Consider the following 15,959-nt stretch of genomic DNA (forward strand, 5'->3'; position numbering starts at 1 on the left):
AGAACAGGACTGAGGGAGAGCGGGGGCAGGAACGACGGAGGCGGCGGACCCCTGGTGGGGGGAGTCCGCCGCCTCCGTCCTTTTCAGTTCTGAGAACTGGAGACAGTTCAGGAACTGGAGCTCAGTTCTGGGAACCGGAGCCGGTCTGCGGCCCGGGGCCGCGGACGCCGCTCAGTTGAAGGAGTCACCGCAGGCGCAGGAGCCCGTGGCGTTGGGGTTGTCGATCGTGAAGCCCTGCTTCTCGATGGTGTCGACGAAGTCGATGGAGGCGCCGCCCAGGTACGGGGCGCTCATCCGGTCGGTGACGACCTTGACACCGTCGAAGTCCTTCACCACGTCGCCGTCGAGCGAGCGCTCGTCGAAGAAGAGCTGGTACCGCAGGCCGGAACAGCCACCCGGCTGGACGGCGACCCGCAGCGCCAGGTCGTCACGACCTTCCTGCTCCAGCAGGTTCTTGACCTTCGCCGCGGCGGCGTCGGACAGAATGATGCCGTCGCTCACAGCGGTCTCGTCCGATACGGACATCTGCTTCTCTCCCGGGTTGTTCGGACTGCTCTGCCGCCAGCTGCAACCGGCGGCGTCCCGGATTCATTCCAGGGCTGGCACGTTCATTTTCCGTCGTTCTCGGTCCTCATGCTCCCACACGGCGGGAGCGAACGGGAATGCGTCACATCGACGCGAACGGCATCGTCAAAGTGACGTGAAGCGGTTATGATTAATAACGTCAATTAGACGAAAAGCCGCTTGCGGCGCTACAGGAAGGGTGGGGGCCGTGACCGCCCAGCCACTGGACGTTCAGCCGACACCGCTCGCGCTTCTGCTTCTCGGCCGCGAGTCCGACACGAGCAGCGAGCGTGGCGTCGACTGCCCGGGCGACCTGCCGGCTCCTTCTGACCCGGACCTGGTCGAGCGGGCGCGTGCCGCGAAGGCGAAGCTCGGCGAGCGGGTCTTCGTCCTCGGTCACCACTACCAGCGTGACGAGGTCATCGAGTTCGCCGACGTGACAGGCGACTCCTTCAAGCTGGCGCGCGACGCGGCGGCGCGGCCGGAGGCCGAGTACATCGTCTTCTGCGGCGTGCACTTCATGGCCGAGTCCGCCGACATCCTCACCTCCGCCGGGCAGCAGGTCGTCCTTCCGGACCTGGCCGCGGGGTGCTCCATGGCCGACATGGCGACGGCCGAGCAGGTCGCCGAGTGCTGGGACGTGCTCACCGAGGCCGGTGTCGCGGACGTCACAGTCCCCGTCTCGTACATGAACTCCTCGGCCGACATCAAGGCGTTCACGGGCCGGCACGGCGGCACGATCTGCACGTCGTCCAACGCCCGCCGTGCGCTGGAGTGGGCCTTCGGCCAGAAGACCGCGGGGGCGGGGGGCGGCAAGGTCCTCTTCCTGCCGGACCAGCACCTCGGACGCAACACGGCCGTCCGCGACATGGGGATGTCGCTGGAGGACTGCGTCGTCTACAACCCGCACAAGCCGAACGGCGGCCTGACCGCCCAGCAGCTGCGCGACGCGAAGATGATCCTGTGGCGCGGGCACTGCTCCGTGCACGGCCGCTTCTCGCTGGACTCGGTGCGGGAGGTACGGGACCGCGTCCCCGGCGTCAACGTCCTCGTCCACCCCGAGTGCAAGCACGAGGTCGTCGCGGCCGCCGACTACGTCGGCTCGACGGAGTACATCATCAGGACTCTGGAGGAGGCGCCCGCCGGATCGAAGTGGGCCGTCGGCACGGAGCTCAACCTCGTCCGGCGGCTGGCGAACCGCCACGCGGACGAGGGCAAGGAGGTCGTCTTCCTCGACCGCACGGTGTGCTTCTGCTCGACCATGAACCGGATCGACCTGCCGCACCTGGTCTGGGCGCTGGAGTCGCTGGCGGACGGCAGGCTCGTCAACCGCATCCAAGTCGACGACGAGACCGAGAAGTTCGCCAAGCTCGCCCTGGAGCGGATGCTGGCACTGCCGTAACCTGCGGCAATGCTCGTGCGGCCGCTGCAGGACTCGGAGGAGGACGCCGAAGCCGTCAGACTGCTGGCCGAGGCGGCCTTCGCAGCAGAGTCCGCCGCCGGGCCCGTCCAGGCGCGGCCCGGCGGGCCGGGAGGCGGCGCGCTGCCCTCGGAACGCCCGCCGGGCGCCGGGAGTCCGGCCCGCAGCCGGGAGCGGATCCGGCATCTGGTGCGTACGGACCCGCGCGGCAGCTGGCTCGCCGCCGACGCGGACGGACGCCCGCTCGGGGCCGCGCAGTCCCTCGTACGGGAAGGCACCTGGGGACTCGCTCTGCTCGCCGTACTGCCCGGGGCCCAGGGCAGGGGCGTGGGCAGGGCACTGCTGGAGCGGACGCTGGAGTACGGCAGGGCGTGCCTCCGCGGGCTGATCTGCTGCCCCGGCCACCCCGGCGCCGCCCGCATCTACCGCGCGGCCGGCTTCGAGCTGCATCCGGCGATGCGGCTGGAGGGCAGGCTCGGCAACGCGCGGCCGGCCCGCCCGGACGGCCCGGTCGTGGCGGGATCGGCCTCCGACCGCGACCTGATGGACTCGGTCGACCGGCGGCTGCGGGGCGGGCCGCACGGCCCCGACCACGAGTTCCTGCTGCGGCACTGCCGGTTGCTCGTCGCCGACGATCTCGCCGGCAGCGGCTACTGCTACCTGCGCGAGGAGGGCCGCGTCGAGCTGCTCGCCGCGACCTCGCGCCGCCTCGCCACGCGCCTCCTCAGCGCGGCGCTGCTGAGCCTCTCCGAGGGAGCCCGGGCTGCCGTCCCCTACGTCACGGCCGAGCAGCAGTGGGCCGTCGACGTCGGCCTCGCGGCCGGGCTCAGCCCGGTGAACGCGGGCTACGTCTGCCTGCGGGGGATGCGGGCGCCCAGCCCCTACATCCCGTCGGGCGGGTTCCTGTGAGGCACGCCCCCGGGGCCGTGCCACCGGTGGCCGTGCAGCCGACCGCCGAGCAGCCGTGTACCGGTGGCGGCGCCGCGACGGGGTCCGCCGCGGCCGGTCCCAGACCGCGCGGGCGGGTCAACCGCCGGGCCTGACCAGCCCGTTCTCGTAGGCGGCGACGACGAGCTGGGCCCGGTCGCGGGCGCCCAGCTTCGACATCGTCCTGTTGACGTGGGTCTTCACCGTCAGCGGGCTGACGGAGAGCCGTTCGCCGATCTCGTCGTTGTTCAGCCCTCCCCCGACGAGCGTCAGCACCTCGCGCTCCCGTCCGGTCAGGGCGTCGAGCGCGTCGGCCGCCGACGCGGCCCCGTCTTCCTCCTCGCCCGCAGCGGCGGTGCTCTCGCCGTACGGGCCGCTCTGCGCGAGGAAGGTGGCGATCAGCCCCCTGGTTGCCGCCGGTGACAACAGGGCGTCGCCGTCGGCCGCCGTGCGTATCGCCGCCAGCAGCTCCTCCGGCTCGGCTCCCTTGCCGATGAAGCCCGAGGCTCCGGCGCGCAGGGCCTGCGCGACGTACTCGTCGACCTCGAACGTGGTGAGGATGACGACCTTGACGTCCTGCAGACGGGGATCGGCGGTGATGGCACGGGTGGCGGCGAGGCCGTCGCAGCCGGGCATGCGGATGTCCATCAGGACGACGTCCGGGTGGAGCCGCCGTACGGTCTCCAGCGCCTCCGCCCCGTCCGAGGCCTCCCCCACCGCTTCCATGCCGGGGTCGGAGTCGACCAGCACCTTGAAGGCACTGCGCAGCAGCGCCTGGTCGTCGGCCAGTACGACCCGGATCGTCATGTCGGAGTGCCTTCCTGGGGGTCTGCCGCTGTCCGGGTGCTCCGCGCGGGCTGCGGGACGTCAGGTGACCGCCCGGGCGGGGCGGACCGGGCCTCCCGCGCACCCCGGGTGCCGGGCTGGTGCGCCGGCGGGAGCGGGAGCCGTACGCGCACGCGGAAGCCGCCGTCCCCCAGCGGCCCCGTCTCGCAGCTCCCGTGCAGCGCGGCAGCGCGTTCCCGCATCCCGACGAGGCCGTGCCCACCGCCTCCTCCGGCCTCGGACGTTCCGCCGCCCGCGACGCCCGCGGGCAGCCCGCCGGAGCCGGCGGCCCCGCCGTCGTCGGTCACGGTGACCTCGAGCGCGGACGGCGCGATGCGGATCGCCACCTCGGCGTGCGCCCCGGTGCCGACGTGCTTCTGCACGTTCGTCAGCGCCTCCTGTACGACGCGGTAGGCCGTGAGGTCCAGCGCCGAGGGCAGGTCGGGCGCGACGCCGGCCTCCGGCCGGGCGTCGGTCACGGAGACGGCGACGGAGAGTCCGGCACGGGTGAAGCCCTCGACCAGCTCGTCCAGCACGCCGAGACCCGGGGCCGGTTCGGTCGGTGCCGGACTCTCCCCCGACTGCCGCAGCAGGCCGACCGTGGCCTGCAGCTCGTCGAGGGCGTGCCGACTCGCCTCCCGTACGTGCGCGAGAGCCTCCTTGGCCTGGTCGGGACGCTGGTCCATGACGTGCGAGGCCACCCCTGCCTGCACGTTGACGAGCGCGATGTGGTGGGCGACGACGTCGTGCAGCTCGCGGGCGATGCGCATCCGCTCCTCCGCGACCCGCCGCAGCGCCTCCTCCTCACGCGTCCGCTCCGCGCGCTCGGCCCGCTCCCGTATGGCGTCGACGAACGCCCGCCTGCTGCGCACCGCCTCCCCCGCGGCCGCCGCCAGCGCCGTCCACGCGAAGATGCCGAGGTTCTCCTGCGCGTACCAGGCCCTGCCGCCGAGCAGCATCCCCGAGGCCGTGAGCACCACGACCGTCGCCGCTCCCGCCCGGACGCCGGTGACGCGGTCCGTGCGGTCGGCGACGGTGTACAGCGCGATGATCGCCGCGACCACGATCGGAGCGCGGTGTCCGTGCGGCGCCACGTCGGCCGGCGGATCGGTGATCATGCCGAGAACGGTCGCCAGCGTCGCCGCCCCGAGTACCGGCAGGGGCGCCCGGCGCCGCAGCGTCAGCGAGGCGCAGGCCAGCGCGGCCAGCAGGACGGTGAGCGGCTCCACGTCGCGCTCGCCGAGACGCGGGCGGATCTCCGGGCCGTGCGGTGTGGCCGTGGCGGCGGCGACGATCGCCGCGAAGGCGACGAGCGCGAGCGCCGCGTCGACGGCGAAGGGGTGCGCGCGCGTCCAGCGCCGCACCTCGCACACGAGCCGCACGCCCCGGCCCTCGCCCGCCTGCGGGCCGGAGCCGGGGGCGGAGCCCGGGAGGGGCTGCGGAGCGAGGTCCGGGCCGGAGTCGTCGGCGGCCATGTCGCGCGTCACGTCGGGAAGCGGGGGCTCCGGGCCCGCCGTCCGCACCGGAGGCGTCCCGCCCGGTGAGGGCGGGGCGGTCCGGCTCGCGGCAGGCGGGCCCCGGTGGCTCAGCCCGGGATGAGGCCGTCGTCGGTGAGCATCTCCCGCACCTCTTCGAGTGACGCGTCGGGCGCGGGAAGGATCAGCTCCGAGGGCTCCAGGGAGTCGTCGGGCAGGGCGGTGCCCATCGTGCGCACCGCGTTGAGGAGCGCGCTGAGGGTGCGGCGGAAGCCCGCCTCGTCCCCGGTCTCCATCTCGGCGAGCAGTTCGTCGTCCAGCTTGTTCAGCTCGGCGAAGTGGCTGTCGTCGAGCTTCACCTGGCCTTCCCCCATGATCCGTACGATCATGTCGCTCTCCTTCTGGCGTGGGGCCGTAAGCCGATTCCCGATGTGACTGCTCGCCGGCGAAAGGCAAGCACCCGCGGCCGCGGTGTGCTGCCCGCCCGGAACCGCTACTTCTCGAACTTGGGAGTGTCCTGCGACTGCTGCCCCTGGCCCTGGCCGGAGGCGCCGCCGCTCTCGATGGCCTGCTGGTCGCCGCCGCCCGTGCCGCCGGCCAGCTCCGCCTTCATGCGCTGGAGCTCCAGCTCGACGTCCGTACCGCCGGAGAGGCGGTCCAGCTCGGCGGTGATGTCGTCCTTCGCCATGCCCGTGGGGTCGTCGAGGGCACCGGAGGCCAGCAGCTCGTCGATGGCGCCGGAGCGGGCCTGGAGCTGCGCGGTCTTGTCCTCCGCGCGCTGGACGGCCATGCCGACGTCGCCCATCTCCTCCGAGATCCCGGAGAATGCCTCACCAATGCGCGTCTGCGCCTGCGCGGCGGTGTAGGTGGCCTTGATGGTCTCCTTCTTGGTGCGGAAGGCGTCGACCTTCGCCTGCAGACGCTGCGAGGCGAGGGTGAGCTTCTCCTCCTCGCCCTGGAGCGTCTGATGCTGCGTCTCGAGGTCCGTGACCTGCTGCTGCAGGGCCGCACGGCGGGAGAGCGCCTCACGGGCCAGGTCCTCACGGCCGAGGGCGAGGGCCTTCTTGCCCTGCTCCTCCAGCTTCGAGGACTGCCCCTGCAACTGGCTCAGCTGCAGTTCCAGACGTTTGCGGGACGTCGCGACGTCGGCGACGCCCCTGCGCACCTTCTGAAGCAGCTCGAGCTGCTTCTGGTACGAGTAATCGAGCGTCTCGCGCGGATCCTCAGCCCGGTCCAGGGCTTTGTTGGCCTTCGCGCGGAAGAGCATCCCCATACGCTTCATGACACCGCTCATGGGCTTCGCGCGCCCCCTTCGTAACGGACTGAGCCTCAGCAGCACACCTACAAGACCCAAGACTACGGGCCCTGCTCCCATTACCGCACTGTTCGAGCGCGGATGCGCTCCTCCTGAAGGACGATCGCGGCCGCGGGCCTCCACATCAGGGAGTAGGAGAACGCGCCCGGCGCGGCCTCACCGCCGCTCACGCGGCGTGGACGTTGCCGGATCGTTCCCGACCGGGCCTGGGGAGCACCGCAGGCCGCACCGTACCCTGGGGACCGTGTTCCGAAGCCGTTCGAAGGAAGGGCAGGCCGCCTCCACCCCCCGGGTGACCGCTGCCGAGCCCCAGCAGACCCGTGACCCGCAGGCCCCGAAGGGCCGCCCCACGCCCAAGCGCAGCGAGGCGCAGTCGCAGCGCCGCTCGTTCGCGAAGGCCCCGGCCAACCGCAAGGAGGCCGCGAAGCGCCAGCGCGAGGAGCGCCGCGCCGCGATGGCCCGGCAGCGGCAGGCCCTGGCCGGCGGCGACGAGCGCTACCTCCCGGCGCGCGACAAGGGCCCGGTGCGGCGCTACGCCCGGGACTACGTGGACGCGCGGTGGTCCGTCGCCGAGTTCTTCCTGCCCATCGCCGTGATCATCCTCGTGCTGAGCATGATGCCGTCGCTGCAGCTGAAGAACATCTCGCTGCTGCTGTGGCTCGGCGTGATCGTGATGATCGTCGTCGATTCGATCGGCCTCGGCTTCCGCCTCAAGCGGGACCTGCGCCGGCGCTTCCCGGACGAGCACAAGCGGGGCGCCGTCGCCTACGCCCTGATGCGTACGCTCCAGCTGCGCCGCATGCGCCTGCCCAAGCCGCAGGTCGCGCGCGGCGAGAAGCCCTGAGCGGGCAGCTGGGCCGGATAGGGCAGCTCGGCGGGCTCGAACAACGGCTCCTGGCCCGTCAGCTCGACGAGCAGACGGACGCCGTCTTCGGATCCGGCCGCACGCTGCGGGTGCTCGACGTGGGTCTCGGCCGCGGCGTGCAGGCTCTCCGGCTCGCCCGCGCGGGACATCAGGTGACAGGGCTGGAGTCCGACCCCGACCTGCGCGGCCTGGTCGAGAAGGAGCTGGCGGACGAGCCCGACGAGATTCGCAAGCGCATCCGTCTCGTCGCGGTCGGCAGCGAGGACACCGGTGCCCACTTCCTGCCCGGCACGTTCGACGTCGTGCTGTGCCACGGAGAGCTGATCCAGGCCCGCGACCCGGGTACGACGCTGGCCGGCCTCGCGAGGGTCCTCGACGGGGGCGGCCTGCTGTCGCTGCTGATACGCAACGACGACGCGCTGGCCATGCACCCGGGACGCACCGGCGACTGGGACGCGGCGCAGGCCGCGCTGGACTTCCCCGAGCGGGCCGGCCGGGCCTTCCGGCTGGACACGTTCACCAGGGGGCTGGCGGGCATCGGCACGCCGCTGCGGCAGTGGTACGGCGTCGGGATATTCGGCCACGACCGCCTGCCGGAGCAGGACGAGGAGGCCGAGCGGATGCTGGCCCTCGAGGAGCGGGCGGCACGCACCGACCCGTACCGCTCGGTGGCGGCGATGCTGCACGTGTGCGGCGTACGGGGCGGCTGACGGACCCGGCTCGCCCTCCGGCGGTCTGCCGGGCCGGCGTGGCCCGGCAGACCGCGGGCTCCGCGACGCGGGCGCCCGGGCGGCTGGAAGCGCCCCTCCGTCAGATGGCGGAGGTCTCGCCCTCTTCGTCGCCGTCCGTCGGGTGCAGGCTCATCGGCCCGTAGATCTTGCTGCCGTCCTCGTGCAGCGTCACCTGATCGGTGCCGCCCTCCAGCAGCTCCTTCCAGACCTCGCCGATCCAGGACTCGGCGTCGCCCTGGGTGGGGAACTCCTCAGGCTGTACGGCAGGTTCCGTCTCCGACCCGTCGGCCTTCTCGAACCGCCACGTCCACGCCATCTGTTCCTCCCGAGATCGACAGTTGCTGCCCGCAGACTAATCCTGAGTGCGCGACGGGCGGCGGCCCGCGAGACGATCGAGACGTGGAACTCACTCTGCTCGGCACCGGAGCCCCCGGCGGGCTGCCCCGCCCCGACTGCCCCTGCGCCGTGTGCGCCGCGGCGGCCAGTGGTCGTTCGCTCTCACGCGCGGCGACCGCGCTCCTCGTGGACGGAACGCTGCTCCTCGACCTCACCCCCGGCCCCGCCTTCGCCGCCGCCCGCGCTGGGAAGTCGCTGCAGGGCGTGCGCCAGGTGCTGCTCTCCCACCCCCACGACGGCCCCGCGATGGAGATCCCCGCCGGGCTGCCCGCGCCCGTACGCGTGTCGGAGCGGCAGGAACTCGCCCTGATCAGCGGCCACCGGGTCCGTGCCGTCGCCCTGGACTCGCCGGGCACCGGCTACCAGGTCACGGGCCCCGGCGGGGAGTGCGTGCTGTACCTGCCGCCGGGTGCGGCTCCGGCCGGTCTGGAGGACGGGCGGGACGGCGCCCAGGCGTCGTTCACGTACGACATGGTCCTCCTGGACGTGCTGGGACGGCCCGACGCCCTGGCGAAGCTGCGGGAGGCCGGCTCCGTGGGCCCCTCGACGGACGTCCTCGCCGTCCACATCGGCCACGACGTGTTCCCCGGCCAGGAGCTGCACCGCAGGCTGGCCGCGGCCGGGGCGCACACGGAGCCCGACGGGACGACGCTGGTCGTCGGCGAGTACCCCGAGGTGCCCGAAGTGCCGCGCCGCACGCTGGTCCTGGGCGGTGCGCGGTCCGGGAAGTCGGTCGAGGCGGAGCGGAGGCTGGAGTCGTTCCCCGGCGTGGTGTACGTGGCGACGGGCGGCACCAGGGAAGGCGACCCCGAATGGGCGGCGCGGGTGAGCGCGCACAAGGAGCGGCGTCCCCCGTCCTGGCGCACGCGCGAGACCTGCGACCTGGTGCCGCTCCTGGAGGAGGCCGGGCCTCCCCTGCTCGTGGACTGCCTGGCGCTGTGGCTGACCGACGCGATGGACAGGGCCGGGGCATGGGACGACGACCGCTGGCGGATCAACGGCTCACGGATGGTGGAGGAGCGGGTGGGGCAGCTCCTCGGGGCGGTCCGCCGTACGCGGCGCACCGTCGTCGCCGTCAGCAACGAAGTGGGCTCGGGCGTCGTTCCGGAGACCTCGTCGGGCCGCCGCTTCCGCGACGAACTCGGGCGCCTGAACGCGGCGTTCGCGGGCGAGTGCGAGCACGTCCTGCTCGTCACGGCGGGTGTCGCACAGCCGCTGCGGGGCTGAGCGGCGGCAGCGCTGCCCGGCACGGTCCCGCCGCGGCCGCGGGGCGGCGGCTCCTCCTCGCCGACGGCCGGTCCGCGCGGGCGCACGTACCGTACGCTTCGCCATCATGAGCGACCGCACCCTGGACCTGGACGACTTCTCCGACCTCATCGAGCGCCCGCACGGCGGACTGCGCCGGGACGCCGAGGAGCGCAGGGCGAGGACGGGCCTCCCGGACCAAGCCCTTGGGCGCCTCGACGAGTTGGGCGAGTGGCTGACGGCGGCACAGGCCAAGGTGCCCGTCGAGCCGCTGCGACAGCCGAAGCTGGTCGTCTTCGCCGGGGACCACGGGGTGGCGGAGCTGGACGTCTCCACCCGCCCGGCCGGCAGCACGCACGCACTCGTCCGGTCGGCGCTGGACGGCCTGTCCCCCGCGGCCATCCTCGCCCGGCGCCTCGAAGTCCCCCTGCGCGTCGTCGACATGGCGCTCGACTGCGACCCGGCGGAACTGCCCGCCGACGTGACCCGGCACCGGGTGCGCCGCTCGTCGGGGAGGCTCGACACCCAGGACACGCTCACCGCCGAGGAGGCGGAGCAGGCGTTCCGCGCGGGCATGGCCGTCGCGGACGAGGAGGCCGACGCGGGCACCGACGTGGTCGTGCTCGGCGACCTCTCCGTGGGCGGCACCACGGCGGCCGGGACACTGATCGCCGCCCTGTGCGGCACGGACGCCTCCGTGGTGACGGGCCGCGGCGGCGGCGACATCGACGACCTGACGTGGATGCGCAAGTGCGCCGCCGTCCGCGACGGGCTGCGGCGCGCACGGCCCGTCATGGGAGACCAGCTGAAGCTGCTCGCGGCCGTCGCCGGCGCGGACCTGACGGCCATGACGGGCTTCCTGCTGCAGTCGGCCGTGCGGCGAACACCGGTGCTCCTCGACGGGGTGGTCTCGGCGGCCTGCGCGCTCGTCGCCCAGCGCGTCGCCTTCCGCGCCCCGGACTGGTGGGTCGCGGGCCACACCGGCAAGGAGCCGGCGCAGGCGAAGGCCCTCGACCGGATGGCCCTCGAACCGCTGCTGGACCAGCAGGTCGCCGTGGGCGGCGGAACGGGTGCGCTGCTGGCGCTCCCGCTCGTGCAGGCGGCCGCCCAACTGGCCGCGGAGCTCCCCGTGTCGGAGGAGAGCGAGGAGGTCGACGGAGCCGGGGACGCCGCGACGGAGGAGGGCGAGACCGCCAACGCGTCCGCGCTGGACGCCACTTGACGGACGCGGCTGGAGGGGCGCGGCATGACTGACTCGGCTTGACGGGGGGCGGTGCGGGGCCCGCCCCCCGTCCGCGGCGCACGGACCGCTGGGGCCGTTCCGGCGAGGTCCACCCGCCGGCGCCGGAGAGCATGCGGTGCGACGGAGTCCGTTCGGACGGTGCCGCTCGGCGCCCTCAGGCGCTAGCCTGCGCACCGATGAACGCCACTCCCCCGGACGGGTCTTCCGGTTCCACGGGTTCCTCGGTGCCCTCCCAGGACCGTCCCTCCGGCACCGACGGCAACGACGCCCCGGAGGGCACCGGCCGCTCCGGGGAATCCGGCACGTCCGCGACGCCCCACGGCCCCGCGGCTTCCGGCGGCCCCGACAGCACCAGCACGGGCCCCGGCCCCGGTATGTCGAGGAGTCCCGGCAACGGTACGACGGACGCCCCCGGTACGCCTGGCGGTCCCGGCGGCCCGGAGCCCGGTTCCGGGCCCGGCGACGGCCCGTCCACCGCCGGTGCGTCGAAGGGCGCTTCCGCCTCCCGCGGCCGTGCGGCGGCTGCCGCCGCCGAGGAAGGCGTCCGCTTCGCCCTCGGCACGCTCACCGTCCTCCCCGTACGCGTCGAGCGCTGGGACCGCGAGGCCGCACGGCGGGGAATGGAGTGGGCGCCGCTCGCCGGCCTGCTGGTCGGCGGCGCGGCCGCCTTCGTGGGGCTGCTGGCGCTGATGTCGGGGGTCTCCTCGCTGCCCGCGGCCGTGCTCTCCGTCGCGGTGCCGGCCGTGCTCACCCGCGGGCTGCACCTGGACGGGCTCGCGGACGTCGCGGACGGTCTGGGCAGCGCGAAGCCCGCCGACGGTGCGCTGCGCGTGATGAAGCAGCCGGACATCGGACCCTTCGGAGTGGTGACCCTCGTCCTCGTGCTGCTGGCCCAAGTCGCCGTGCTCGACGAGCTGTACGGGCAGGTCGGCTGGGCGCAGGGGGCGCTCGGCGTCATGGTGGCCGCCGTCACCGCGCGCTGTGCGATCACGCTCGCAGCTCGTTCGGGTGTTCCTGCGGCGCGCGGAGAGGGGCTGGGCGCCGTCGTGGCGGGCACGGTCCCCGTACGCGCGGCGGCCCTCGTCGCGGCGTCGCTCGCCGTGGCGGCCACGCTGCTGGGCGCGTTCGTGTACTGGGGCGACGCGCTCCACGGCGCCGTGACGTGCCTGCTGGCGGTCCTCATCGGGCTGACCGCCGCCGAACTGCTGCTCCAGCACTGCCGGCGCCGCTTCGGCGGTGTCACGGGCGACGTCTTCGGCGCACTGTCGGAGACGGCAACGACCGCCGCCCTGCTGGCATTCGCCCTCGGCTGAGCACCCGGGGGACACCTGGGGGAAGGGCGCCGCCGGTCCCGCCGACGCGACGTCAGGTGTGTCATACCCGTGCGCAGCGGCAGGGATCGAGCCACAGGCAGCGCGTATCGTCTCCCGCATACGACGTATTGCTCGGGCATACGATGCCCGGCGTGCCGGAAGCCGTTCACCCGTAACCGACGACCCGCTGTTCCGGCCTCTCCAAGGAAGAAGGTCCTTCTCACCGTGTCTGCTCTGACTCTCAGCACCTCGTCCGCCACGACCCAGCGCGGGGACGTCGTCGTCATCGGCGTTGCCAAGGGCTCCAAGGGCAGCCCCGTGGTCGCCTTCGGCGGCGAGACCGTGGACAAGGCGTACGGCGGGAAGCTCGCCGCCACGCTGGAAGCGCTCGGCGCGAGCGGCAGCGAGGGAGAGACCACGAAGCTTCCTGCTCCGCCCACCGGGCTCAAGGCGCCGGTCGTGATGGCCGTCGGGCTGGGCGAGGCCCCCGGCAAGAACGAGCCCTACGACCTGGAGACGCTGCGCCGCGCCGCCGGTACGGCCGCGCGTGCGCTGGCCGGTACGAAGAAGGCCGTCTTCGCGCTGCCCGCGGACGACGCCCCCTCCGTGGGCGCCGTGACGGAGGGCGCGCTGCTCGGGGCGTACGCCTTCAGTACCTACCGCGGCACCGCCGACGGGAAGGGCAAGCGCGGCGCCAAGGCGGACAAGAAGGACCAGGAGTCCGGTGCACCGCTCGCCGAGGTCGTCGTCGTCGGCGCGAAGGCGCGGGACAAGGCGCACAAGGCCGCGGCGGACCGCGCGCAGGTGCTCGCGGCGGAGGTCCACCGCGCCCGCGATCTGGTCAACACGCCCTCCAACGACCTGACTCCGGCCGTCTTCGCGGACCAGGCCCGGGAGGCCGCCAAGCAGCACAGCCTCGACATCGAGGTGATGGACGAAGGTGCCCTGGCCAAGGGCGGGTACGGCGGCATCATCGGCGTCGGCCAGGGTTCGCAGAACCCGCCGCGCCTGGTCCGCATCGGCTACAAGCACCCCAAGGCGAAGAACTCGCTGGCCCTCGTGGGCAAGGGCATCACCTACGACTCGGGCGGCATCTCCCTGAAGCCCGCCGGTCACAACGAGACGATGAAGTGCGACATGAGCGGTGCCGCGGCGGTCTTCGCCGCCGTCGTCTCCGCCGCCCGTCTCGGGCTGCGCGTCAACGTGACGGGGTGGCTCGCTCTCGCGGAGAACATGCCGTCCGGTTCGGCGACGCGTCCGGGCGATGTGCTCAGCATGTACAGCGGCAAGACGGTGGAGGTGCTCAACACCGACGCCGAGGGCCGCCTCGTCCTGGCGGACGCCCTGACCCGCGCGTGCGAGGAGTCCCCGGACGCCGTCGTGGACGTCGCGACGCTCACCGGCGCCATGGTCCTCGCGCTGGGCAACCGCACGTTCGGCGTGATGAGCAACGACGACGCGTTCCGCACCACGGTGCACGAGCTCGCCGACGAGGCGGGCGAGGCGTCCTGGCCGATGCCGATGCCCACCCACCTGCGCAAGGGCATGGACTCCCCCGTCGCGGACATGGCCAACATCGGCGAGCGTCCGGGCGGCGGGCTCGTGGCGGGGCTCTTCCTCAAGGAGTTCGTGGACGAGGACGTGCTGTGGGCCCATCTCGACATCGCGGGCCCGGCGTTCAACGAGTCCGGTCCCTTCGGCTACACGCCCAAGGGCGGTACCGGCTCCGCGGTCCGCACCCTCGTCCGTCTCGCGGAGCGCGCCGCCGCGGGCGACCTCACCTGACGGCGGCCGCCCGGGCCCCGCGGCCGTGCACCGCGCCCCGGCCCGGCGGACCCGCGGGCGGGAGCGGACGGGGACGCCGTCCGTGAGCAGTGTCACACTTCACGCTCCGCCTCAGGGGTACGCCGTGCACTCCCCTTGCGGTACGGCCGCGTTCGCCCACAGCGATCGCGGCCGTACCGCCCGGTAAAACGGCCCCGCGTCCCGCCGCCCGCCGACAAGTGCGAAGATGGGTCCCCGGCAGGACAGGGCCCCCGCGCGGCTTCACCCAAGCCGAGTCAGGGCCGAGCAAGAGAGCGGCCGAACTGAAAGCCGCCCGGTCGGTAGGAGACCGGCTCCGGCGTACCCATGCATGGAGGACGTGACGTGGCGAAAGACGCCAGCACCGTTTTCGACCTAGTGATCCTCGGAGGCGGTAGCGGCGGCTATGCCGCTGCCCTGCGCGGGGCGCAGCTGGGTCTGGACGTCGCCCTGATCGAGAAGGACAAGCTGGGCGGCACCTGTCTGCACCGGGGCTGCATCCCCACCAAAGCGCTGCTGCACGCCGGCGAGCTGGCCGACCAGGCCCGCGAGGGCGCGAAGTACGGCGTGAAGAGCTCCTTCGAGGGCATCGACATGGCCGGGGTGCACAAGTACAAGGACGGCGTGGTCTCCGGGCTCTACAAGGGCCTGCAGGGCCTGGTCGCCTCCCGGAAGATCACCTACGTCGAGGGCGAGGGCCGGCTGTCCTCCCCGACGTCGGTCGACGTCGACGGCCAGCGCTACGAGGGCCGCCACATCCTGCTCGCGACGGGCTCGGTGCCCAAGTCGCTCCCCGGCCTGGAGATCGACGGCAACCGCATCATCTCCTCGGACCACGGCCTGCACCTGGACCGCGTCCCGGAGTCGGCGATCATCCTCGGCGGCGGCGTCATCGGCGTCGAATTCGCCTCCGCCTGGAAGTCGTTCGGCACCGACGTGACGATCGTCGAGGGCCTTCCGCACCTCGTGCCCGCCGAGGACGAGAACAGCTCGAAGCTGCTGGAGCGCGCGTTCCGCAAGCGCGGCATCTCCTTCTCGCTCGGCTCGTTCTTCGAGAAGGCGGAGTACACCGACAACGGCGTGAAGGTCAGCCTCGCCAACGGCAAGGAGTTCGAGGCGGAGGTGCTGCTCGTCGCCATCGGCCGCGGCCCCGTCTCGCAGGGCCTGGGCTACGAGGAGGCCGGCGTCGAGATGGACCGCGGCTTCGTCCTCGCCGACGAGTACTGCCGCACGAACGTGCCGACGATCTCCGCCGTCGGCGACCTCATCCCGACGCTGCAGCTCGCGCACGTCGGCTTCGCCGAGGGCATCCTCGTCGCGGAGCGCCTGGCCGGGCTGAACCCGGTGCCCGTCGACTACGACGGCGTGCCGCGCGTGACGTACTGCCACCCGGAGGTCGCCTCCGTCGGCGTCACCGAGGAGAAGGCCAAGGAGATCTACGGGGCGGACAAGGTCGTCACCCTCAAGTACAACCTCGCCGGGAACGGCAGGAGCAAGATCCTCAACACCACGGGCGAGATCAAGCTGGTCCAGGTACGCGATGGTGCCGTGGTCGGCGTCCACATGGTCGGTGACCGTATGGGCGAGCAGGTGGGAGAGGCACAGCTCATCTACAACTGGGAGGCGCTGCCGGCCGAGGTCGCGCAGCTCATCCACGCACACCCCACGCAGAGCGAGGCGCTCGGCGAGGCCCACCTGGCACTCGCGGGCAAGCCGCTCCACTCCCACGACTGACCCTTGGGGTCTCCCCTGGGGCACCTCCCGGCGAAGCCGGGCCAGCCGCAGGGGAACGGGCGCGACCCACATCCGCACCATTCCGTTAGGAGCAACCGAAACC

General features: G+C 73.0%; 15 protein-coding genes. 9 read left to right on the forward strand and 6 right to left on the reverse strand.

Translation table 11 applies throughout. The annotated features are described in order from the left end of the window. Window positions 1-171: 171 nt before the first annotated feature. Entirely contained in the window at window positions 172-525 is a 354-nt protein-coding gene (locus IEY56_RS19600; RefSeq protein WP_045864091.1) for a HesB/IscA family protein, read from the reverse strand. A gap of 247 nt (window positions 526-772) precedes the next feature. Between IEY56_RS19600 and nadA the strand changes: the two genes are divergently transcribed. Together nadA and IEY56_RS19610 are read left to right on the forward strand one after the other, a co-directional pair. After that, complete coding sequence (nadA, locus tag IEY56_RS19605) at window positions 773-1,966, forward strand: quinolinate synthase NadA (RefSeq protein WP_189038553.1); 1,194 nt, start codon at window positions 773-775, stop codon at window positions 1,964-1,966. 9 nt (window positions 1,967-1,975) lie between these two features. Next, complete coding sequence (locus IEY56_RS19610; RefSeq protein WP_189038554.1) at window positions 1,976-2,893, forward strand: GNAT family N-acetyltransferase; 918 nt, start codon at window positions 1,976-1,978, stop codon at window positions 2,891-2,893. A 117-nt stretch (window positions 2,894-3,010) separates the two neighbouring features. Here the strand turns inward: IEY56_RS19610 and IEY56_RS19615 are convergent, their stop codons facing one another. From IEY56_RS19615 to IEY56_RS19630, 4 genes are all read right to left on the reverse strand, one after another. Beyond that, a complete protein-coding gene (locus IEY56_RS19615) occupies window positions 3,011-3,718 on the reverse strand; it encodes a response regulator transcription factor (RefSeq protein ID WP_189038555.1) in 708 nt (235 codons plus the stop codon). Continuing rightward, entirely contained in the window at window positions 3,715-5,100 is a 1,386-nt protein-coding gene (locus IEY56_RS19620) for a sensor histidine kinase (RefSeq protein ID WP_229712058.1), read from the reverse strand. The genes IEY56_RS19615 and IEY56_RS19620 overlap by 4 nt, the downstream gene beginning before the upstream one ends. Before the next feature lie 221 nt (window positions 5,101-5,321). After that, entirely contained in the window at window positions 5,322-5,600 is a 279-nt protein-coding gene (pspAA, locus tag IEY56_RS19625) for a PspA-associated protein PspAA (RefSeq protein WP_045864087.1), read from the reverse strand. A 104-nt stretch (window positions 5,601-5,704) separates the two neighbouring features. After that, entirely contained in the window at window positions 5,705-6,505 is an 801-nt protein-coding gene (locus IEY56_RS19630; protein WP_189038556.1) for a PspA/IM30 family protein, read from the reverse strand. Between the two features lie 265 nt (window positions 6,506-6,770). Here IEY56_RS19630 and IEY56_RS19635 point away from each other — a divergent pair, with 265 nt between their 5' ends. Both IEY56_RS19635 and IEY56_RS19640 read left to right on the forward strand, forming a co-directional pair. After that, a complete protein-coding gene (locus IEY56_RS19635) occupies window positions 6,771-7,370 on the forward strand; it encodes a DUF3043 domain-containing protein (protein WP_308424155.1) in 600 nt (199 codons plus the stop codon). A gap of 50 nt (window positions 7,371-7,420) precedes the next feature. Then, the gene (locus IEY56_RS19640; protein ID WP_189038685.1) at window positions 7,421-8,101 is read left to right on the forward strand and encodes a methyltransferase domain-containing protein; all 681 of its coding nucleotides are present in this window, start codon (window positions 7,421-7,423) and stop codon (window positions 8,099-8,101) included. A 100-nt stretch (window positions 8,102-8,201) separates the two neighbouring features. Here IEY56_RS19640 and IEY56_RS19645 read toward each other — a convergent pair whose 3' ends face one another. Further along, complete coding sequence (locus IEY56_RS19645; protein WP_189038558.1) at window positions 8,202-8,438, reverse strand: hypothetical protein; 237 nt, start codon at window positions 8,436-8,438, stop codon at window positions 8,202-8,204. Between the two features lie 83 nt (window positions 8,439-8,521). Between IEY56_RS19645 and IEY56_RS19650 the strand changes: the two genes are divergently transcribed. The 5 genes from IEY56_RS19650 (at window position 8,522) to lpdA (ending at window position 15,856) form a co-directional block, all read left to right on the forward strand. Continuing rightward, complete coding sequence (locus IEY56_RS19650; RefSeq protein ID WP_189038559.1) at window positions 8,522-9,745, forward strand: bifunctional adenosylcobinamide kinase/adenosylcobinamide-phosphate guanylyltransferase; 1,224 nt, start codon at window positions 8,522-8,524, stop codon at window positions 9,743-9,745. Window positions 9,746-9,851: 106 nt separating this feature from the next. Further along, window positions 9,852-10,985, forward strand: a complete 1,134-nt coding sequence (locus IEY56_RS19655; protein WP_189038560.1) for a nicotinate-nucleotide--dimethylbenzimidazole phosphoribosyltransferase — start codon at window positions 9,852-9,854, stop codon at window positions 10,983-10,985. Window positions 10,986-11,380: 395 nt separating this feature from the next. Then, window positions 11,381-12,319 (forward strand): adenosylcobinamide-GDP ribazoletransferase, encoded by a 939-nt coding sequence (locus IEY56_RS19660; RefSeq protein ID WP_189038686.1) that lies wholly within the window; start codon window positions 11,381-11,383, stop codon window positions 12,317-12,319. 225 nt (window positions 12,320-12,544) lie between these two features. Further along, window positions 12,545-14,104 (forward strand): leucyl aminopeptidase, encoded by a 1,560-nt coding sequence (locus IEY56_RS19665; protein WP_189038561.1) that lies wholly within the window; start codon window positions 12,545-12,547, stop codon window positions 14,102-14,104. A gap of 363 nt (window positions 14,105-14,467) precedes the next feature. Continuing rightward, entirely contained in the window at window positions 14,468-15,856 is a 1,389-nt protein-coding gene (lpdA, locus tag IEY56_RS19670; RefSeq protein ID WP_189038562.1) for a dihydrolipoyl dehydrogenase, read from the forward strand. Window positions 15,857-15,959: the final 103 nt, after the last annotated feature.

The sequence above is a fragment of the Streptomyces daqingensis genome, from assembly GCF_014645895.1.
Classification (GTDB): Bacteria; Actinomycetota; Actinomycetes; order Streptomycetales; family Streptomycetaceae; genus Streptomyces; species Streptomyces daqingensis.

Coding starts and splice junctions, on each gene's coding strand:
- pspAA (WP_045864087.1), bottom strand. CDS start 5,600: ATGATCGTACGGATCATGGGGGAAGGCCAGGTGAAGCTCGACGACAGC.
- IEY56_RS19630 (WP_189038556.1), bottom strand. CDS start 6,505: ATGAGCGGTGTCATGAAGCGTATGGGGATGCTCTTCCGCGCGAAGGCC.
- IEY56_RS19600 (WP_045864091.1), bottom strand. CDS start 525: ATGTCCGTATCGGACGAGACCGCTGTGAGCGACGGCATCATTCTGTCC.
- IEY56_RS19615 (WP_189038555.1), bottom strand. CDS start 3,718: ATGACGATCCGGGTCGTACTGGCCGACGACCAGGCGCTGCTGCGCAGT.
- IEY56_RS19610 (WP_189038554.1), top strand. CDS start 1,976: ATGCTCGTGCGGCCGCTGCAGGACTCGGAGGAGGACGCCGAAGCCGTC.
- IEY56_RS19655 (WP_189038560.1), top strand. CDS start 9,852: ATGAGCGACCGCACCCTGGACCTGGACGACTTCTCCGACCTCATCGAG.
- IEY56_RS19660 (WP_189038686.1), top strand. CDS start 11,381: ATGTCGAGGAGTCCCGGCAACGGTACGACGGACGCCCCCGGTACGCCT.
- IEY56_RS19645 (WP_189038558.1), bottom strand. CDS start 8,438: ATGGCGTGGACGTGGCGGTTCGAGAAGGCCGACGGGTCGGAGACGGAA.